Source organism: Thalassiella azotivora (genome assembly GCF_054781695.1).
The window spans coordinates 1-20,546 of sequence record NZ_BAAGTX010000028.1; the positions used below are offsets into that span (position 1 = coordinate 1).

A 20,546-nucleotide genomic window follows, 5' to 3' on the forward strand; every position below is an offset into this window, starting at 1 on the left:
TGGAACCGGCCCCAGGAGGTGCACCTGGGCCTGGCCGACCCGACCACCCCGACATTTCTAGCGACCGGAACCCTGCCAACTACTTGACGCGGGACATGGCCGTCTCGTCGGGCGTTGCGCTCGGTGGTGGCGGTGGGGGTGGCGTCGGCGGTGGTGCTGACGACCGGTGAGCTGGCGGTGGCCGAGCCCCCGCGCCCGGCAGCGGCGCAGAAGCCGGTGAGGGTGGTGGATCTGCCGGTGGCGTCCTCGACACCGGCGCCGGGGGCCGCGGGTCAGGGTGGCGGCGGGCTGGCAGCCGGTGGGTTGGGCGAGCAGGCGTTGGTGGCGAAGGCACCGCCTGCGGAGACCGCGTTCTCCCGAGGCCGTTCCCAGCTGGCTGAGCGGGGGGAGTACTTCGAGGAGTACACGAACCCGAACGGGACGTCGACGGTGCGGGTGTCGACCGAGCCGTTGTCGGTGCCTGACGGGCGGGGCGGGTGGCGGTCGTTGAACCGGACCGTCGGTGCCGATGGTGACGGGGACGGGGTGCTGGAGGTCCGGGACCACCCGATGGCCCCGGCGTTCGCGGCGCGTTCGGAGGCGGTCCCGGCCGACCTGGCCGCTGCGGGCGCTACTGACCTGGATGCTGATGGTCTGGGTGGCGGCGCGCGGGCCGGTGAGTCCGCCACGTCGTCAGGGTCGAGGACCTCCGGGTCGAAGACGTCCGAGCCGGTGCCCCCCGCCACGGCCGATAGTGCGGTTGCTGTGGTGGACCCGGTGGTGGACCTGGTGTCGGTGTCGACGCCGTCGGGTGAGTCGGTGAGGTTGAACCTGTTGGGGGCGGCTGGGGTGCCGGCCGAGGTGTCCACGCAGGTGGATCCGGCGTCGGGTCGCGCGGGGCAGTCGGCATCGACGGTGGCGTACCCGGGGATTCTGCCGGGCACGGATCTGACGTATGAGGTGTACGCCTCGCAGCTGAAGGGCACGTTGGTGCTCCAGGACGCCGATGCGGTGCCGGCTACTGACGGCGATGGTCGGGTGCGGTGGGTGTTCGCCCTGGATACCCAGGGGTTGAGCGCCCGTCCGGGTGTGGGTGAGGCCGGGGAGAGCCTGGTCGAGCTGGTCGACTCCGCCGGGGTGGTGCAGTTCGTGCTGCCGTCGGGTGAGGCGTGGGACAGCTCGGGGGTGGACGGGGAGCGGGCGGCGTCGGTCACCGGCGTGCAGGTCCAGCTCGCCGACACCGAGCCGACCGACGGCAACACCGTGACCGGTGCTGGGGACAACGCGGGTCCGTTGGTCGAGGTGTCGGTGGACGCCGACTGGTTGGCCGACGAGGGGCGGGTGTTCCCGGTGCATGTGGACCCGACGGTGATGCGCCCGGCGCACGGGTCGTACTCGTACAAGAGCGATGGGTACTCGTGCTCGGCGTGCCAGATCCGGATCGGCAACACTAGGCAGTCGAACCAGAACGTGCACTGGCGCACGGTGTTCAAGTACCCCTACGAGGACGGTGTGCTCGGCGGCCGGGAGATCGTGGCGGCCAACGCCGACTTCGCGCGGATCTCGGGGTCGGAGGGCACCAGCAACCCTGATGACCTGCGGATGTTCCACGCCAGCGCGTTCTCCTACGCCGGTGCGGTCAACGGCCCGCCGTTGGGTGAGATCTGGGACCTGACCGACACCGGGTCGATCCAGTCCGGTCCGTTGCGGGACTACCTGCAGCACCTGTCGAACATGAACGCGGCCGGGGCGTGGTTCGGGGTCGCGGGGTCAGAGCAGATCCCGTCCTACACCTTCAAGCAGCTGATCTCGACCTTGTGGATCGATGTGAACAACCGGCCGGCGCCGCCGGTGCTGCAGGGGTCGTTGGACCAGCGGTCGGCCAACGCGACGCCGACGTTCACGATCTCCCCGACGAGCGACCCGGACAGTGAGCCGTTGCAGTACTCCTTCCAGGTCGCCACCGGTGGGGACGGCAGGTCCGGGGTGGTGCTGCAGTCGCAGTGGGGGACGGCCACGTCGTTCACCGTGCCGGCGGGGGTGCTGGTCGACGGCACCCCGTACACGTGGACGGCGCGGGTGCGGGAGGTGTGGACCGGGCGGGCTGCCTCGCACGGCACGCCGATCTACGCCACCGCGGTGGGCAAGTACCACTACGACCGGCGCGTCGGGGACCGCGGCCCGGCGCCCTATGACGGGTTGGGCCCGGTGCAGGTGAACCTGGCCAACGGCAACCTGACCGTGGCCGCTGGGTCCCCGAGCTTCCCGACCGCGTCGGGGTCGGCGGGGCTGACGTTCACCTACAACAGCCAGGCGGTGACCACCCCGAACGGGCTGACCGCCTCCTACTACGACGACGTCGACAACTCCAAGACCATCAACGCCGCGGACGGGGCGCCGCTGCTGGTGCGCACCGAGCCGACGATCTCGGCGAACTGGGGCCTGGGCGGCAGCCCGGTGGCCGGGGTGGTTCCGCACGAGTGGTTCGGGATCCGGTGGGAGGGGTACTTCACCGCCCCGGAGACCGGGACGTACCAGTTCACCGGCACCCACGACGACGGCATGAAGATCACCCTGTACGACGGGGCAACGGAGAAGGTGGTCTTCGACGACCCGGTGGTGCGTGACACCGCCTGGCACTGGCAGACCGACCGGTCGATGGCGCTGACCAAGGGCACGGCGTACCGGATCAAGGTCGACTTCTCCGAGGCCACGGACGTGGCGTACGCGCAGGCGGCGCTGCGGATCACCACCGCGGTCCCGGCGGGCAGCACCAGCGGGCTGGTGCAGAACCAGGCGGCGCTGCTGAGCCCGGCGTGGCTGTCCCCGACCGGCCCGGCCCCGCTGCCGGCCGGGTGGACCCTGTCGGCGGACCTGGACGGCGCGTCGGGGTATGCCACCGCCACGGTCACCGACGCGGCGGTGGTGCTGACCGACGCCTCGGGGGCCAAGCACACCTACACCAAGAAGTCGGCCGGCGGGTACGCCCCGCCGGAAGGGTCCGAAGGCATCCTGACCGTGGCCGCCAACGGGCAGGTCACGCTGGTCGACGACGACGGGATGACCTACGTCTTCGCCGTCCACGGCGGCCTGATCTCGGCCACCGCGGCGTTGGATGACCGCAAGCCCGCCGCGCTGCGCTACGTCTACGCCGCGACCGGGAGCGGCCCGCAGCGGCTGACCCGGATCGAGGACCCGGCCCGCAAGAACACCGACGGCACCCTGCAGGCGATCACGCTGCACTGGTCGACCGGGGACAGCGACAGCTGCTACGGCGGGCGGGCCCGCCCCGCGGGCGCCGACACCCAGCCGCCGGCGCACATGCTGTGCCGGGTGCAGTACTGGGACGGAACCAGCACCTACCTGTGGTACTCCCAGGGCACCCTGGCCCGGATCGAGGACCCCGGCTCGACCGGTGGCACCTGGACCAAGGACGCGGTGGAGATCACCGACTTCGGGTACACCGGTGGGCTGATGGACAAGGTCCGTGACCCGCTGGCCGCTGACTGGCTGGCCTCCCCGGCCCGCACCGGCACCGTCGAGCAGGCCACCGACGCGACCTGGACGAAGATCACCTACGAGACGCCGGTGGGCACGAGCATTCCGCGGGTGACCCAGGTCCAGTCCGCCGACCCCGACGGCGCGGCCGGTGGGGTGGCGCGGTTGGCGCGCAGCTACACCTACTCCTCCGGGCAGACCCAGGTCCTCGACGCCGGCCTGGGCACCGCCCCGGTGCGCACGGTCACCTACGACGGTGCGCTGCGGGTGCTGACCGACACCGACGCCACCGGCGTGGCCACCACCGCCGCGTGGCACGACGACGACCGGCCCCGGTGGACCCAGGACGCCGCGGGGCGGCGCAGCTCCACCGTGTACGACCCCCGCGAGCGGCCGCAACACTCTTACGGTCCCGCGCCGGCCTCATGCTTCACCGACGAGAAGCCGAACGCTTCCCCGCCGGCGGGCTGCGTGGTGCCGCACACCGAGACCAAGTACGACGAGGGCGTCACCGGGCTGGCGACCGCGTTCTACAAGAACACCACCCTGACCGGGGCGCCGTTCGAGCACACCACCCTGGGCCTGGGCACGGTGGGGTTGAACCCGTCCTGGTCCGGGGCGCCGACCCCTGCGATGAGCGACAAGGCCGACGGATGGTCCGCGCGGCTGACCGGGCGGATCACCTTCCCGACCACCGGGACCTACCATCTGGCCACCTGGGCCGATGACGGCCTGCGAGTGTTCGTCGACGACGTGCTGCTGCACGACGCCTGGTCGGCGTGGAGCAATCCTCGCCGTTCATCGAACCTGCCGGTGGTTGTCGCGGCGGGCCAGCAGTCCAAGCGGATCCGGATCGAGTACTACGACCACGACGGCGCCTCGGGGATCGAGCTGCACTGGATCGCACCGGACGGCAGCTCGGGGCTGGTTCCGACGGGGCACCTGGACCCCGACTACTCGCTGCAGACAAGCACGACCGAGCACGACACCACCGGCGCCGGTGCGCCAGTGGCGCTGGTCACCGCCACCGGGTACGCGACTCCGCACACGGGGCTGGCGACCACCAGCACGGTCGACCCCGGCGGGCTGAACCTGACCACCACCACCGGGTACGAGGCCCCCGGCGCCGGATTCGCCCGGCGCACCACCCGCACCCTGCCCGCCGGCACGGGCCGCAGCGACGTGGACCGGTTCTCCACCCGGTACAGCTACTACGGCGAGACCACCACGGTGGACAACCCCTGCACCACAACTGTCGATACTGCCCACCAGGGCAGCGCCCTACACCAGGTGCACCCACCCAAGAGCAGCGAGTCGATCACCGCGACCCGCAGGAGCGTCTACGACGCCACCGGCCGGGTGGTCGCGTCCAGCCACAGCACCACCGTCGACGGCGCACCGTGGACCTGCAGCGCATACGACGCCCGCGGCCGCGCCGTGTCGGTGTCCCACCCGCAGTCCGGGACGACCGCCGCGCGGGAGGTGACCTACGACCACGCGGTGGGCTCGAACCCGCTGGTGACCTCGGTCAGTGACCCGGCCGGGACGATCACCACCACGGTGGACCTGCTCGGCCGCGTCACCCGGTACGTCGACGTGTGGGGTGTGGTCACCACCACCGGGTACGACGCCGCAGGGCGGGCGGTCACCTCGACCACCACCACCCCCGGTGGGGGGGTGCCGGTGACCGTGACCACCGAGTACGACCGGGCCGGGCGGGTCGAGAAGATCACCCGCAACGGGGCGGTGATGGCCGACCCGGTCTACGACGCCGCCGGTGAGCTGGTCTCGGTGACCTACCCCGCCGGGCCCGCCGGCAACGGCACCGCCCTGACCGGCATCACCCGCGACGGTGCCGGTGCGACCACCGGCCTGACCTGGTCGTTCCCCGGCGGGCAGGTCGGCCTGTCCGATGCGGTGACCCGCTCACGGGCCGGGAAGGTGCTGACCGCGACCCTGACCAACGGCACCACCGCGTACGCCTCGGCGTACACCTACGACAAGGCGCAGCGGCTCGTCGCCGCCAGCATCCCGCGCCACCAGCTGACCTACGACTACACCACCGAGATCTCCACCACGGCCATCGACCACTGTGGGACGTCGCAGGCCACGGCGGTGTCGAACGCCGGCAAGAACGGCAACCGCGTCGCGACCACCGTGATCACCGACGGCGGCCCGACCCCGACCACCACCCGGTACTGCTACGACGCGGCGGACCGGCTGATCGCCACCGGCGTCGCCGGCGCACCGGCCGGTGCGTCCCCGGTCTCCGGGACCAACCTGGCGTTGGCGACCTCAGGGTCGGCGGCGTTGGCCTACGACACCCGGGGAAACACCACCCGGCTGGCAAACCAGGTCCTGACCTACGACTCGGCCGACCGCAACCTCGGCATCACCGTCACCGAACCTGACGGCGGCACCACCAGCGTGACCTACACCCGGGACGCGACCGACCGGATCGTCTCCCGCACCCACACCCCCGCCGGGGGACAGGCTCCGGTCACCATCCGGTACGCCTACACCGGGGACGGGGACACCTCCGACATCACCCTCACCGGTGACCTCGTCGTCCTCGAACGGGTCTACGGGCTGCCCGGTGGGGTCACCCACACCGACAAGGCCACCGGCAACGACCTCTGGGCCTACCCCAACATCCACGGCGACGTCGTGGCCACCGCTGACCAGACTGGGACCCGCGAGCAGGCGATCCCGTTCGCCTACGACCCGTTCGGTCAGCCCTACACCCTGAACACGAACCAGCCCGGGCACCTGGGCGCCACCGCGTCCGACGACGCCACCCCGGACACCCTGACCGGGGACATGGACAACGGCTGGCTCGGCCAACACCAACGCCCCTACGAACACGCCAGCACGATCGCCACCGTTCAGATGGGCGCCCGCCCCTACGTGCCCGCCCTCGGCCGCTTCCTCGAAGTCGACCCCGTCGAAGGCGGCGTCGACAACGACTACACCTACGTCACCGACCCCATCAACGACCTCGACCTCAACGGCGAATGGAGCTGGAAGGGCGTCAAGAAGCACTTCAAGAAACACTGGCGGACGTACCTCGACGTGGGTCTGGTCGTCGTGGGCGCAGCCGTGCCGGCTGCTGGTGCCGCGATATGGGCCTACCGCGCCTACAGGGTCGTCAAGGCAGCGCGCGCCGTCAACGGTATGGGCGGTGGAATTAGGTCAACACGTGCGACCTCACGCCTGGCCGGTCGAATGTGGGTTGGCCGAGGGTCACGTCAGACGTCAATCGGAGGGCGCATGAGCCGAGACGGGCGCCGACAGTGGCGGCCACCGAGCTACAAGCCGAAGATCGGCAGCTACCAGTCCAACTTCGAGAGCCGCGCCGCAGCGAAGGGTCGCTGGACAAACAACTACCATGTATACCATCGGCGGTGAGCAAGGGAGACCGCCCCATGAGCAACTGGATCTACGACAGAGCGCCCCGAACGGGACGGATCACCGCGGGAGAGCATGTAGGCGCCATTGTTGATATCAACCCAGAGCCAGCCGACGCTAAGGCCTGGCATATCTACATCAAGGGTGGCCCGGAGGATGTGCGTTATGACCTATGGGTGGATAACGAAACTGACCTGAGAGAGTGGTTGGCCGACCAGAAAATGCCAATTCAATTGGATCCAGAGTAAAGACTCCAAGATCTTATGTCACGGATCGGTCGTGCCGGGCCCTCTAGGCCCGTGCCGGTCGCGCCCAGCCTGGCCCATGCCCGCGGCTCGGCCGCTCACTCGTGCGCAGCGGGAGGCTCGTTGTTGATGCGGAGCCGGCGACCGGTGATGTCCACCTCGAGAAGCGAGCCGATAATTGACCTTATGTCACATGCCTGGTTGAAGGGTCTTCCCCGCCTCAGGACACCCCGTCCCGGGCTGCGGAGTCGAACCTGCGGCCCCTCCGTGGGTGTCAACGCCCTCCCTGACACATGGGTCATTCGCCCCATAGGCCATCGCCGCATCTCAGTCCATGATGGTCGGCGCCGTGTCGGATCTTGGTGGGGGGCCAAGCATGGGGATGCTGCTAACGACTGCGGAACTCGTGGTGATCGTTCTGCTCGCACAGGGCAAGACCGACTCGCAGATCGCCCATGACCTCCAGCTATCGCGCCACACCGTGCGCCACCAGGTCGAGTCGGCGATGCGCCGGACGGCCACCAACACCCGTGCCCAGCTTCTCGCTCGAGCGATCCACCAGGGTCAGATCACTGTGGCCGCCTGGCCTCCCGCGATCGCACCGCCGACGCTGCCGGTGCCCTCCACCGAAAATGGGGCGAATGCCCGATGCATGAACTCACCTCGGACGTCGACTCTTCTGTGACCTGATCGTCACCGGAGGTCACGATGGCCCGACAGCGCCCACTGCTCACCGCCCTCGTCGCGCTCTCGCTCTCTCTCGCCAGTGCCGCGGCCCCCGCGCAGGGAGCGCCCGAGTCCGCAGCAGGCGGTCAAGACACAAAGCTCCTCCTGGAGCCCGGCAGCTGCTACGCGACCGTCGACCGGCCGCACTACTCCAGCGGTGCCGGCGGAGTGATCGCCAAGATCCGCTTCCGGTGCGACGTCGGCTACACGATGCGGTTCAACTCCTGGATCGGCAACCTCTACCGATGCTCACGCCAGCCAGCGTACGGAGCCGGCGAATCCCGCTGGACTCGTGACTACGGCTGTATCAGCGTCGCGACGAACAGCTCGACCGATAACGGCGGCGCGTTGAACCTGGGGTCGGGGTCGTTCGCAACCCGCTACATCCCGAAGACCGGCAGGCCGGGAGCGACGAGGGTGTCGGGGGCTTGGTACATCGCCTGCGTTCGGGGCTACAAGGGTCCGTCGAACACACCCTTCTCAGCGTCCAGCATCGCCTGGCAGGCGTGAGCACTAGCCACCGGGCGCACTCGTTGAACATCGACCGGCGCAGCTGCCTGCGGCTGGGCGCCTTGATCCTCGGCACCGCGGCAGCATCCAGTGCATGCAAGCCAGCCGCCACTATCGGGACCCGCGACGCCGGCCGCTACGTTGAGCTGGCCTACGACGTTGCCGGCATCGATGGGCTGACACCAGTACTGGCGGCCCGCTTCCTCGCCTACTCATCGATAGCCGCTCACATAGCGCTGACCGGCGAGCCGCTGACGGACCGGCTCACGAGCAGCCCCCAACTCCCCAGCCGGCCACGGACAGTGGCGCCTGACACGGCTGCGGCCGCGTGCGCGTCGGTCCTCATGCCCTCGCTGCTTCATCCACCCACCCCTGCCGGCTGGGCCGTCCTGCGGAATGTCACCCAACAATGGCTCCTCGAGGACGAAGGCACCGAGCACTGGCACGAGAGCCACCAGTACGGGGTGGACCTTGGCCTGACACTCGCCCACTGGGCAGGAACCGACGGCACGAGCGGGGTCGCTCGTCCGCCCCTCACCATCACCCCCGGCCCCGGTCGGTGGGTGCCTCAGAGCGAGGATGTGACTCACCAACCCATCGACCCGTACATCTCGGAAGTCGCAAGACCACTCGTCCTCGCAACTCCTGGAGAAACTGCGGCCCGCTCCCCCAATCCCTTCTCCCTCTCCCCCTCCAGCACATACATGCAGGAGGTCGACGAGGTCAGGTCCCGGCGCGAATCCCTCAGTCCGGACGAGTCAGCCCTGGCACGCTTCTGGGCCGATGGCCGCGACTCGACGGGCACTCCAGCCGGACACTGGGCTCTTATCGCGGCTCGACTGGCTCAAACCCATAGCGATGAGCCATCGCGCGTCACGGCAGTCACTGCCGTCGCCCTCTACGATGCCGCGCTTGCCTGCTGGAAAACGAAGTACGACACGATGTGCGCGCGCCCCCGGCAAGTGATCCACGAGGCTCTCGGTGACCGGACCTGGGAGCCGCTGATGCCCGATCCCCCCTTCCCGGAGCACACGTCCGGCCATTCGACGATGTCCGCAGCCGCGGCCACTGTGCTGGAGGGGATGCTAGGGAGGTCGATCGCATTCACGGACGTTCCCCGAGCAACCGGGATGCCGCTAGCGATCGCGCCACGGACCTTCGCGACGATCGCCTCGGCCGCAGCCGAGGCCTCTGAATCGCGAGTACTGGCAGGCATCCACTTCCCCACGGCCTGTCGAGGCGGCTTCACCCAAGGCGAGGACGTCGCGACGCGCGTGCTGGATCGACTCATCGCGCCATGACGACTCGATCGAGGCAGTCGGCACGCACCCGAGACGTGACAGACTCACAACCATGACCTCGCCGCCGCCCGATCTGCGTGACTTTGGTGCCCAAGCGATCGACCCACGAGATGCTCGATGGGAAGAGGCGGCCCACGCCCTACGGGTCGATGTGTGGTCGCGAGACAGCCCGCGCTCCATGTGGAACCAAGACACGTATCGAATGGACCCCGCGTCGATGCTTCATCTGCTCCAGAGTGAGAGCCTTCATGAGAGCAGTGAGCTTCGCGCCTACGTGGTCTGGGCTGAGGTGGTCCGCCCAGACGATGGTCTTGGTCTTGTGCGTCTTTGGGGTCGGGAGCCCACCGCCGAGGATTGACGTTATGTCATTCGCCCCATGGTTTCGATCGCCGAGCCGAGACGTCGGGGACGTCTTATCGCGAAGGGGCGAAACGGATCCTGCGTTTAGAGCAGCCCCAGCGTCCAGGTGCTTCGGTGCCGGCGTGCCATGTCGACATCCCAGCGGTCAGCCGAATAGGTAACGAGGCCGTCGTTCAGCCAGCCCATCCAGAGCTCGATGAACGCGACCAGACTCGGCACCTTTTGCTGCCCGCAGTACGTCGCGGCGTCGCCGCGCACGAGCTCTGCGGGCTCCCGTGAACCCGGGACGTCCACCGGCCCCGCTCGGTACATCACGACGGACATGGCGAAGTGGTCGCGGATGCCCAGGATGGGCACGAGCTCCTTGGGCCAGCCCGGTTCACCCTCGATGACCTCACCCATTCCCGTTTCCTCGCGAAACGGCAGCCAGCCGGTGGTGTAGAGATCCAGGCAGTCCTCCAGGGACGGGAAGTCGAAACCCGGCAGGATGTCGAGGCTCGGGTCCACCAGCCCACCGGTGTCCACTCCGTCGTGCCAGGCGTACCAGGCGATGACCTCCTCCGGCAGCCAGACACCTCGTAGCGCCGCTCGCTCCTGCACGACGGGACGCTCCAGACCGGGACGAGCCCGGGCCACCCACCGGCAACCCAACTCAGCGCTGCGCCTCTCGAAACGAGGGAGCAGCAGGCTGAGGTACTCGGCGTGGGTCTCCGTCCGCATGCCCAGAGGTTGTCACGGGGACAGAGGCACGAGGACCTCCATGCAGTGCGGGGCCACCGCACAGCCCCTCTGGCCGGGTGCGGCCCCCACCGCCCGTGCCTACGCTGGCGACGACCCACCGACCAGCCCGCCACCGGGCGGGCCCAGCACGCGACACGAGGGAGACGCCGATGGCCACCACCCGGACCGCCAGCACGCACTGGGAGGGCTCGCTGATGGAGGGGTCGGGCAGCACGACCCTGGAGTCCTCCGGTCTGGGCACGTACGAGGTCACGTGGCCGTCGCGGGCCGAGGAGGCCAACGGCCGCACCTCGCCGGAGGAGCTGCTCGCCGCCGCGCATGCCACCTGCTACTCGATGGCGCTGTCGCACGCCCTGGCCGGCGACAACACCCCGCCGTCGTCCGTGGACACGAAGGCCCACGTGACCTTCCAGCCCGGCACCGGGATCACCGGGATCCGGCTGCACGTGCGCGCGTCCGTCCCCGGCATCGACGAGCCGACCTTCCGGGCCGCCGCCGAGGACGCCAAGACGAACTGCCCGGTGAGTAAGGCGCTGGGGGGCACCCCGATCGAGCTGGAGATCGAGTTCGACGGCTGACCACCCCACCGCGCGACACCACGCGTGACCGACCCGCACGGGCCGCGTCCGGGTGACCGACAGGTTCACCCGGACGCGACCGGTTCACCCATCGTCAGTGACCACCCGGACACCTAGGGTCAGGTTCCATGGACGCGCTGGACCGGTTGGGCACCGACCTGCCCGAGCGCCTGGCCGTCCTCGGCTTCACCGAGGCCGACGCCGCTGACGCCGTCGCCGCGGCACGGCGAGCACTCGGCGACCCGGAAGCCGTCGCGACGCTGACCAGCGTGGTCGGCCGTCTGCAGGAGCGCATCGGCGCCTTCCTGGACGACGGCGCCGGGCGCTGGGCGGCGCCGTTCGACCACGCCGACCCTGACGAGTCGGATGCGGACGGGGCCGACTCGGACGGGACCACGCCGGACGCTGCCGCGCAGCGCGGCGTCCTGGCCCTGCTCGCCCTCGTGGCGACGGCGGACGACGTCCGCGACTGGCACCGCACCTGCGGCATCGACGCCTCCGCCACCCACGACACGCTCGCCGACCTGGGCCGGCACGTCGCCCAGCACCGCCGGGTGTTCGGCCGGCTCGGGCTGGAGGCGCCGCACCGCCTGCTGCCGCACTGGCAGGGCTCCCTGCACCAGCTCGGCCGCCTCCAGCTCGACCTGCAGCGGGTCCGCACCGGCGGCCGGCGCGGCGCGTCCCTGCCGGAGCCGCTGCGGTCCCAGCCGTGGCTGCTGTCCGTGCACATCCCCGACACCGGCCCGCTCCGCAGCCGCGACGTCGACGCCTCGCTCGCCCGCGCCGTCCCGTTCTTCACCACCCACCTCGGCGCCGAGACGGCGTACGCCCGCTGCACGAGCTGGCTGCTGGACCCGCACCTGGCCACGGTCCTGCCACCGGAGTCGCACGTGGTGCGGTTCCAGCGGCGGTTCACCCCCTTCGGGGAGCCGTCGGTGGGCGACGACGACGCCGTGTACTTCACGTTCGGGCGGCGCGGACTGAGCGACCTGCGGGACCTGCCCCGCGACACCGTCCTGCGCCGGGCCGTGCTGGACCGGATCGAGGCCGGTGACCACTGGTACCTCGTCCAGGGTTGGACGGCGCTTCCCCGACCCGGCTGAGCCACCGCGCCCCCTGACGCGGCGCCGACCCGCCGCCGTCGCGGTGCCGACCTGGCCCGTGTGCGCTTCGCCGTGCCGACGCACGGTGCGGCTGGGAGGGTGGCGCACGTCGACGACGACGGGAGGCTGCCCGGTGGGTGACGTGCTGTGGGGTGTCGGCGGGATGGCCGTCGTCCTGGCGATCGCGGTGCTGTTCTCGGCCGACCGGCGACGGATCCGGCTGCGGACCGTCGCGCTCGCGCTGGCCCTGCAGGTCCTGCTCGGTGTTCTCGTCCTCTACGTGCCCGCCGGCCGCGCGGCGCTGGAAGGACTGTCCCGCGGCGTGCAGGCGGTCATCGACTCCTCCCGGGCGGGCATCGAGTTCCTCTTCGGGCCGGTGCTGCCGGAGGAGGGCTCCGTCTTCGCCTTCCAGGTGCTGCCCGTCATCGTGTTCTTCGCCTCGCTCACCGCCGTCCTCTACCACCTCAACCTGCTGCAGAAGGTCGTCCAGCTCGTCGGCGGTGCCCTGGCGAAGGCGCTGGGGACGACGAAGGTCGAGTCGACGAACGCGGCCGCCAACATCTTCGTCGGCCAGACCGAGGCGCCGTTGCTCATCCGCCCCTACGTCCCGGGGCTCACCCGCTCCGAGCTGTTCGCCGTGATGGTCGGCGGCCTGTCGACCGTGGCGGGGTCCGTGCTCGTCGGGTACGCGCTGCTCGGCGCCGAGCTGTCGTACCTCATCGCGGCGAGCTTCATGGCGGCCCCCGGTGCCCTGCTCATGGCCAAGATCCTCGTCCCCGCCGGGGCGCTGGAGGACGACACCGCCTCGGACGCCACCGACGAGGAGACCCGCCCCACCCGCACCGACACCAGCCCCGACGTGGTCGAGGAGGACAAGCCCCGCAACGTCATCGACGCGGCCGCGCAGGGCGCCGCCGACGGCCTGCGGCTCGCCCTCAACGTCGGGGCGATGCTGCTGGCGTTCATCTCGCTGATCGCCCTGCTCAACCTGCTGCTCGGTGCGGCCGGCGGCCTCGTCGGCCAGGACGACGTCACGTTCGAGCAGCTCCTCGGGTACGTCTTCGCGCCGGTGATGTTCGTCGTCGGCGTCCCATGGGGGGAGGCGGTGGACGCCGGGAGCTTCCTCGGCCAGAAGGTCGTCCTCAACGAGTTCGTCGCCTTCAGCGACTTCGCCCCCCAGGCGGAGGACTACTCGCAGAAGACCCAGGCCGTGGTGACGTTCGCGCTCACCGGCTTCGCGAACCTGGGTTCCCTGGCCATCCTGCTCGGCGGGTTGGGCGGGATCGCGCCCGGACGGCGCGGCGACATCGCCCGGCTCGGGCTGCGCGCCGTCCTCGGCGGGACGCTGGCCAACCTCATGAGCGCGGCGATCGCCGGGATCCTCATCGGCTGAGGGCGGCGTCCACGGCCTCGGCGATGCCGTGCTCCCCGGAGACCAGCTCCCACTGCTGCCCCACGGTCCGCGGGTCGCACAGGCACGCCGCGACCACGGCGGCGACGTCCGCGCGCGGTACCGAACCGCGCTCCACCCGCTCGGCGAGCTCCACCCGGCCGGTGCCCGGGTCGTCGGTCAGCGCGCCCGGCCGCACGATCGTCCAGTCCAGGGACGACGAGCGCAGGTTCGTGTCCGCGTCGCGCTTCGCGGCGACGTAGGCCTTCCAGACCTCCTCGGTGTCGTCCGGGACGGGCTCGTCGACGCCGATCGCGGACACCTGGACGAACCGCCGGACGCCGGCGCGCTCGGCCGCCTGCACCGACAGCAGGCTCCCGCCGAGGTCCACGGTCTTCTTGCGCTCCACCTTGCCGTCCGGGCCGGCGCCCGCGGCGAAGACGACCGCGTCCGCGCCCTCGAAGGCGGCGGCGAACGCGTCGGGGCCGTCCGCCTCGATGTCGAGCAGGACGGCGTCGCCGCCCAGGCCGCGCAGGGTCTGGCACTGCTCCTCGCGCCGGACGACGCCGACGGGCGTGTCCCCTGCGGCGACGAGCTGCTCGGTCAGCAGCCTGCCGATCTTGCCGTGTCCTCCGACGATGAAGACGCGTGCCACGGGTGACCTCCTCGGTGTGGTGGGGGTGGTCCCGCACCACCCTCTCCCGTCGGGCGTGGCGCCGCAGGTCGGCAGCCCGGTGGCAGGGTGCCCGCTGCTGCACCAGGGTGGGAGGGCATGACCCCCCTGCCGAACGCCCTGCGACTGCTGCGTGACGGTTACCGCTTCGCGGGCAGGCGCCTGGACGAGGCCGGGCGCGACGTGCTGGCGACGCGCGTGGCCGGCGTCCCCGTCGTCCTCGGTCGCGGCCCGCGGGCCGCCCGCCTGGTGTACTCCGACCCCCAGGTGACCCGGGACGGCGCGTTCCCCCCGCGCGTGAAGGCCACTCTGCTCGGCCGCGGCGGCGTCCAGGGCCTGGACGACGAGGACCACCACCACCGCAAGGCGATGTTCCTCGACCTCCTGGGGCCGGGCCGGTTCGACGGACTGCTCACGGCCTTCGACCGGCACTGGGACCAGGCGGTGCACCGCTGGCAGGGGCAGGCCCGCGTGGTGCTGCACGACGAGGTGGCGCAGGTCCTCTGCGGTGCGGTGTGCGACTGGGCCGGCGTGCCCGTCGGCGCCTCCCAGGTCCCCGGCCGCACGCGGGAGCTGCTGGCGCTCATCGAGTCGCCGGCGGCCGTGGGGCCACCGCACTGGCGGGGACGGTTGGCGCGGCGGCGCCTCGAGGTGTGGCTCGCCGGGCTGGTCGAGGACGTCCGCGCCGGGCGCCGCACTCCCGAGCCCGGCAGCGCGCTGGACGTGGTGGTGGGGCACCGGGACGCCGGGGGCGGGCGCCTGGCCCCCCGCACCGCCGCGGTGGAGCTGCTCAACGTGCTGCGGCCGACCGTCGCCGTCGCCCGGTTCGTCGTGTTCGCGGCGCTGGCGCTGCACCTGCACCCGCAGTGGCGGGAGCGGCTGCGGGACGTGCGGGACGACGAGCTGCGGTGGTTCGTCCAGGAGGTGCGGCGCACCGCGCCGTTCTTCCCGGCGACGGCGGCGCGCGCCCGGGAGTCCTTCACCTGGGAGGGTGTGCGCGTCCCGCGAGGACGTCGGCTGCTGGTCGACCTGTACGGGTCGGACCGGCACCCGCTGACCTTCCCGGACCCGTCGGCGTTCCGTCCGGAACGCTTCGCCGACGGTGAGGGCGACGCCTACGACCTGGTGCCCCAGGGGGCGGGGGACCACGCGACGGGGCACCGGTGCCCCGGTGAGTGGGTGACGATCGCGCTGGTGGGTCGCGCGGTGCGGGCGATGGTCTCGGACGTCGGCTGGACGGTGCCGCCGCAGGACCTGACCGTCGACCTGCGCCGGGTGCCGGCGCTGCCCGCGAGCGGCTTCGTGGTCAGCGGGGTCCGCCGGCGCTGACGCGGCGCGACGTCGTCCGAGGCCGTGGAGGGCTCAGGCGTCGTCGCGGCGGCGCGACACGGGGTGCCCGTTCGCGCGGGACCCGTCGACGAGGGCGACGGTCCGTTCGTCGGCCCCGAGCCGTCGCAGCGACCGCTCGAGCTGCTCGGACGACGTCGCGGACCGCACGGCGGGTCGGGTCCTGGTGGAGCTGCGCAGCTGGGTCAGTCTCGTCGCGGGCATCGCGCCTCCTCGCCGGTCCTGTCGGCCCCGCCGGGCGGTCTCGCTCCGGCGGTGCGTACGGGAACCCCCATGCTAGCCCGGACCACGCAGCCTGAGCAGGCTCTGGGCGGCGGTGTCCAGCGCCCCGAGCACGTCGTCCTGGAAGAGCCGGTCCAACGAGCCGGCGGGGCCGTCGAGCGCCACGCACCCGCGGACGACGGTGTGCGCGCCCGTGGAGTCCAGCACCGGGGTCGCGACGACGACCTCGTACTTGTCCCGGGTCTGCAGGAACTCGCGCCAGGTCAGCCCCTGGCGCATCTCGGGCGTCACGACCGTCTCCCACTCCTCGCGGGTGCAGGGCCAGATCGCGGCGTAGTCGGCGGCGAGGTCGCGGGCGACGACCTGCCCGCGGCACACGCACTCCCCGATGACGCCCTTGCCCGGACGCCACCGGACGTTGGATGCGGTGGGACGCCGGCGCGCCCGGACCCGGTGCACGCGGCGCAGGCGGGTGGACCACGGCGCCCACCACGGGCGGCGGACGGCGTAGGCGGCGACGCCGAGGTCCCGGTAGTCCAGTCCGGTGGCGTCCGCGACGCTCCACAGGGTGGCGTCGAGCAGCATGTCGACGGACGCGCGGCGGGCGCCCAGCCGGTGGGCGCGCCACTCACCGACCGCCGCGGCCGACGTGGAGCCGGCGGCCAGGACGGCCGCCCCGACCACGAGACCGACGAGGGTGGCGCGGGTCGCCGACCAGACACCGGCACCCTCCAGCGCGAGCGCGGCGGAGATCGCGGTGGCGAGGACCGCCGACACGACCTTCACGACCAGTTTCAGCACGGCCACCGCCCCCTTCCCGAGACGACCGCGAGCCTAGACGTGACTGCCGACATGACTGCTGTCGAAGTGCCTCTCACACTGGGAGACGCCTGGAGTAAGCACGGCGTTCCCGGTTTGCGGGCGTCGTGACCCGACCGTCACCACGCCTCCCGTGACGAGCACCCAGTCGCTACGGTGACCGCCGGTCGACCGAGGTTTCCGTTATCGGGTGCCGGTCCCGCGGTCTCCCTCACCGTGGTCGGCCGGCGACCGCGACGGACACGGGCGAACCCGACGGAGAGGTGGCGGTGACGATGGCGCGGACGCCGTCAGCGACGGACACGGCGACGGTGCTGGCCGCCCGCGCCGGGGACCCGGACGCCGTCGACCGCCTCGTCGCGGACCACCTGCCGCTCGTCTACACGATCGTCGGTCGCGCCCTGCCGTGCCGGGCCGACGTCGACGACGTCGTGCAGGAGACCATGCTGCGGACCCTGCGCGGGCTGGGCGAGCTGCGCGAGCCGGCAGCCTTCCGGTCCTGGCTGGTGGCGATCACCGTCCGCCAGGTCCGCACGCGGCAGGCCGCGCGCCGCTCCCCCGCGACCGTCGTGTCGCCCGAAGACGTCGCGGCCCCGGAGCCGGACTTCACCGACGTGTCCGTCGCCCGGCTCGAGCTGGGTGGCCAGCGGCAGGAGGCCGCCGAGGCGACGCGGTGGCTCGACGCGGACCACCGCGAGGTGCTGTCGCTGTGGTGGCTGGAGGTCGCCGGTGAGCTCGGTCGGGACGAGGTCGTCGACGCCCTCGGCGTGACGCGCCCGCACGCCGCCGTCCGGGTCCAGCGGATGAAGGGGCAGCTCGAGACGGCGCGCGCCGTCGTCCGGGCGTTGGCGGCGGAGCCGCCGTGCACTGTCCTGCAGGACGTCACGGCCCGGTGGGACGGCCGGCCGAGCCCGCTGTGGCGCAAGCGCATCGCCCGGCACACCCGCGGGTGCGCCCGGTGCGCACCGGCTTGGTCGGGGCTCCTCGCCCCCGAGGAGCTGCTGCGCGGCCCGGCGCTCGTGCCGGTCCCGCTCCTGCTGGCGGCCACCGTCCGGCACCTCGGCGACCCGTCGGCGGGGTCGTGGTCCGGGGCGGCGCAGGTCGGCGCGCACGGGGCGGGCGCTGCGGCGGAAGCGGGTGGTGGGGGCTCGGCGGGCGCCGTGAAGGCCGTGGTCGCGGTGGGCACCTCCGCCGGGAGGCGTGCGCTGGCGGCGGTCCTGCTCACCGGCGCGGTCGCCGGTGGCGGCCTCGTCGCGGTCGAACCGTTCGCGGGCGGCGGGCCGGGTCCGGCGGCGGTCGTCGCGGCGCACGCACCTGTGCCACGCGTGGTCGTGGCCCCCGACGCGCCCGCACCGCAGTCAGTCGCGCCCCTGACGGCGTCACCGCCCGCGAAGACCGAGCCGGCCGCGGAGACCCCACCGTCCACGTCCCCGAAGAAGGGCGTCGGGACGTGGCCGTCGTTCGACGGGACCCGCGGGGCGCTGGACGACGTGGGTGCAGGCTGGTTCTACAACTGGTCGCCGTCGGACGACGGCACTCCCGGCCCCGCGGACGTCGAGTTCGTGCCGATGATCTGGGGCGCCGAGTCCGTCACCGACGCGAACCTCGCGCTCGCCCGTGACGAGGGTGAGGTGCTGCTCGGCTTCAACGAGCCGGACCTCGACGGGCAGGCGGCGATGTCCGTCGAGGAGGCGCTGGACCTGTGGCCGCGGCTCGAGGCGACGGGCATGAGGCTCGGCAGCCCCGCCGTCGCGGTCGGCGCGGACGTGCCCGGCGGGTGGCTGGACCGGTTCATGACCGGCGCCCGGGACAGGGGGCTGCGCGTCGACTTCGTGACGGTCCACTGGTACGGGTCGGACTTCGGCGCCGACGCGCCGGAGCACTTCCTGTCCTACGTCGACGCCGTGCACGAGCGGTACGGGCTGCCGGTGTGGGTCACCGAGTACGGGCTGATCGACTTCACCGGGCCGACGTACCCCACCGGCGCGCAGGCCGCCGCGTTCATCAACGCGACGACCCGCGGCATGCAGGAGCGCCCGTACGTCGAGCGGTACGCGTGGTTCGGCCTGCCCGCCGTGGGTGACAGCCAGGCGTACGGCCTCTACCGGGACGCGTCGACCCCGACGGAGGCCGGGGTGGCCTACCGGGCAGCGGGCCGAGGCGGTGGGTGACCAACGTCGTTGCGCTCTGGGGTCCTGGTGGTCCCGGCCGCGGAGCAGGTCCTCGTCTGGCGCCAGCAGCCCCCGCCGGGTGATCCGCGCGACGCATCAGTCAGCGAGGTCGCGGGACTGGGCCTGCACCGCAGTTAGGACCTTTAGCAGTTTTTGCGCTACTTGATAAACCAACATAAAGTTCCTACAATTCGATTGTGGATCCTATCCGCAACCCCTATACGCCCAACGCCGGCGCGCAGCCTCCCGCAGTCCTTGGCCGCGACGTGCAGCTCAGGACCTTCGATCTCCTGCTGCGCCGGATGAACGTGGGGCGCACGGAGCAGTCCATGATCATCACGGGCCTGCGCGGAGTGGGCAAGACCGTGCTGCTCGGCCGGTTCAGACGCAAGGCGCTGGAGCTGAACTGGGTCGTCGTGGAGCGTGAGGCGTCCAAGCACAACGACGAGCAGTTCCGGCGGCAGATGGTGAGCGCGATCCGCACCTCGCTGTTCGAGATGTCACCGAAGGCCCGGTGGGGCGACCGCATGCAGCGCGCTGCAGCCGTGCTGAAGTCGTTCAGCGTCTCAGTCGATCCGACCGGGACCCTGACAGGCGGTATCGACGTCGACGCCGCGCAGGGCTTCGCCGACCAGCACGATCTGCAAGCCGACCTCACCGACCTCCTGGTAGCGGTCGGGGAGGCTGCGAAGGACGCGAACAGAGGCCTCGTGCTGCTGTTCGACGAAGTCCAGTTCCTCTCGGCCACGCAGTTGGAAGCGCTGATCGCCGCGCTCCACAAGACAGTTCAACGAGAGCTTCCGATCACGATGGTGGGTGCCGGCCTTCCGCAGATCGCCGAGCTGGCCGGGGACGCCAAGTCCTACTCGGAGCGGCTGTTCAAGTTCCCCCGGATCGGCAACCTCGACGAAGAGGACGCACGCGCTGCCCTGGTCGAGCCCGCTCGGGCCGAGGACGCCGACTACAGCGACGAGGCCTTGGACCTGGCGATCGAGGTCACCGGCGGCTACCCCTACTTCCTTCAGGAGCTCGGCTACGCGGTGTGGGACGTCGCCGACGGCCCGACGATCACTCGCGAGGACATCGTCCTGGCCCTTCCCACCTACGAGACGAAGCTTGACGAGTCGTTCTTCCGCGTGCGCCTGGACCGAGCAACCGAGATGGAGCGCATCTACCTCCGCGCGATGGCCGAGCTGGGCCCTGAGCCGCAGAAGGCCCAGGACGTGGCGGCCGTGATCGGGCGGAAGTCGACGCAGATGGGACCGACACGCGCCCAGTTGATCAACATGGGGTTGCTCTACACGCCGGAACACGGGTACGCCGCGTTCACCGTGCCGCACTTCGACAAGTTCATGTTGCGGGCGATGCCTGAGCTCGTGATGCCCCCGAAGCGTTCGAAGCGGGCTCGGTCGAAGAACTGACGCACCTGGTCGATCGAACCCGCGTCGGCCGCTATTGACAGTTTCCGTTGTCTA

Annotated in this window: 15 protein-coding genes; 11 read left to right on the forward strand and 4 right to left on the reverse strand. The window is 71.4% G+C overall.

Annotation, left to right across the window (positions count from 1 at the left end):
• Positions 1-123: 123 nt before the first annotated feature.
• From ACYVQV_RS16650 to ACYVQV_RS16670, 5 genes are all read left to right on the forward strand, one after another.
• Positions 124-6,885, forward strand: a complete 6,762-nt coding sequence (locus ACYVQV_RS16650; protein WP_461024480.1) for a PA14 domain-containing protein — start codon at positions 124-126, stop codon at positions 6,883-6,885.
• A 17-nt stretch (positions 6,886-6,902) separates the two neighbouring features.
• Positions 6,903-7,133, forward strand: a complete 231-nt coding sequence (locus ACYVQV_RS16655) for a hypothetical protein (protein ID WP_461024438.1) — start codon at positions 6,903-6,905, stop codon at positions 7,131-7,133.
• Positions 7,134-7,464: 331 nt separating this feature from the next.
• Positions 7,465-7,815 (forward strand): helix-turn-helix transcriptional regulator, encoded by a 351-nt coding sequence (locus ACYVQV_RS16660; protein ID WP_461024439.1) that lies wholly within the window; start codon positions 7,465-7,467, stop codon positions 7,813-7,815.
• 23 nt (positions 7,816-7,838) lie between these two features.
• Positions 7,839-8,366 (forward strand): hypothetical protein, encoded by a 528-nt coding sequence (locus ACYVQV_RS16665; protein ID WP_461024440.1) that lies wholly within the window; start codon positions 7,839-7,841, stop codon positions 8,364-8,366.
• Positions 8,363-9,667 carry a vanadium-dependent haloperoxidase gene (locus ACYVQV_RS16670; protein WP_461024441.1) on the forward strand — a complete coding sequence of 435 codons (1,305 nt, stop codon included), beginning with the start codon at positions 8,363-8,365 and terminating at the stop codon, positions 9,665-9,667. Before ACYVQV_RS16665 ends, ACYVQV_RS16670 begins: the two co-directional genes overlap by 4 nt.
• 444 nt (positions 9,668-10,111) lie before the next feature.
• On the opposite strand, the gene ACYVQV_RS16675 is transcribed toward ACYVQV_RS16670, so the two are convergent.
• Positions 10,112-10,627, reverse strand: coding sequence for an SMI1/KNR4 family protein (locus ACYVQV_RS16675; RefSeq protein WP_461024442.1), 516 nt, complete (start codon positions 10,625-10,627; stop codon positions 10,112-10,114).
• 290 nt (positions 10,628-10,917) lie between these two features.
• Here ACYVQV_RS16675 and ACYVQV_RS16680 point away from each other — a divergent pair, with 290 nt between their 5' ends.
• The 3 genes from ACYVQV_RS16680 (at position 10,918) to ACYVQV_RS16690 (ending at position 13,842) form a co-directional block, all read left to right on the forward strand.
• Positions 10,918-11,346 (forward strand): OsmC family protein, encoded by a 429-nt coding sequence (locus tag ACYVQV_RS16680; protein WP_461024443.1) that lies wholly within the window; start codon positions 10,918-10,920, stop codon positions 11,344-11,346.
• A gap of 128 nt (positions 11,347-11,474) precedes the next feature.
• On the forward strand, positions 11,475-12,449 hold the full coding sequence (locus tag ACYVQV_RS16685; RefSeq protein ID WP_461024444.1) for an acyltransferase domain-containing protein: 975 nt from the start codon (positions 11,475-11,477) through the stop codon (positions 12,447-12,449).
• Between the two features lie 133 nt (positions 12,450-12,582).
• Positions 12,583-13,842, forward strand: a complete 1,260-nt coding sequence (locus ACYVQV_RS16690) for a NupC/NupG family nucleoside CNT transporter (RefSeq protein ID WP_461024445.1) — start codon at positions 12,583-12,585, stop codon at positions 13,840-13,842.
• On the opposite strand, the gene ACYVQV_RS16695 is transcribed toward ACYVQV_RS16690, so the two are convergent.
• Complete coding sequence (locus ACYVQV_RS16695) at positions 13,832-14,494, reverse strand: SDR family oxidoreductase (protein ID WP_461024446.1); 663 nt, start codon at positions 14,492-14,494, stop codon at positions 13,832-13,834. The two genes, ACYVQV_RS16690 and ACYVQV_RS16695, sit on opposite strands and share 11 nt — an antisense overlap.
• Before the next feature lie 117 nt (positions 14,495-14,611).
• Here ACYVQV_RS16695 and ACYVQV_RS16700 point away from each other — a divergent pair, with 117 nt between their 5' ends.
• Positions 14,612-15,841, forward strand: coding sequence for a cytochrome P450 (locus tag ACYVQV_RS16700; protein WP_461024447.1), 1,230 nt, complete (start codon positions 14,612-14,614; stop codon positions 15,839-15,841).
• Positions 15,842-15,874: 33 nt separating this feature from the next.
• Here ACYVQV_RS16700 and ACYVQV_RS16705 read toward each other — a convergent pair whose 3' ends face one another.
• Entirely contained in the window at positions 15,875-16,063 is a 189-nt protein-coding gene (locus ACYVQV_RS16705; protein ID WP_461024448.1) for a hypothetical protein, read from the reverse strand.
• A 72-nt stretch (positions 16,064-16,135) separates the two neighbouring features.
• The gene (locus ACYVQV_RS16710) at positions 16,136-16,888 is read right to left on the reverse strand and encodes a hypothetical protein (protein WP_461024449.1); all 753 of its coding nucleotides are present in this window, start codon (positions 16,886-16,888) and stop codon (positions 16,136-16,138) included.
• Positions 16,889-17,175: 287 nt separating this feature from the next.
• On the opposite strand from ACYVQV_RS16710, the gene ACYVQV_RS16715 reads away from it, so the two are divergent.
• Positions 17,176-19,071 carry a sigma-70 family RNA polymerase sigma factor gene (locus ACYVQV_RS16715; RefSeq protein ID WP_461024450.1) on the forward strand — a complete coding sequence of 632 codons (1,896 nt, stop codon included), beginning with the start codon at positions 17,176-17,178 and terminating at the stop codon, positions 19,069-19,071.
• 197 nt (positions 19,072-19,268) lie between these two features.
• Positions 19,269-20,492, forward strand: coding sequence for an ATP-binding protein (locus ACYVQV_RS16720; protein WP_461024451.1), 1,224 nt, complete (start codon positions 19,269-19,271; stop codon positions 20,490-20,492).
• Positions 20,493-20,546: the final 54 nt, after the last annotated feature.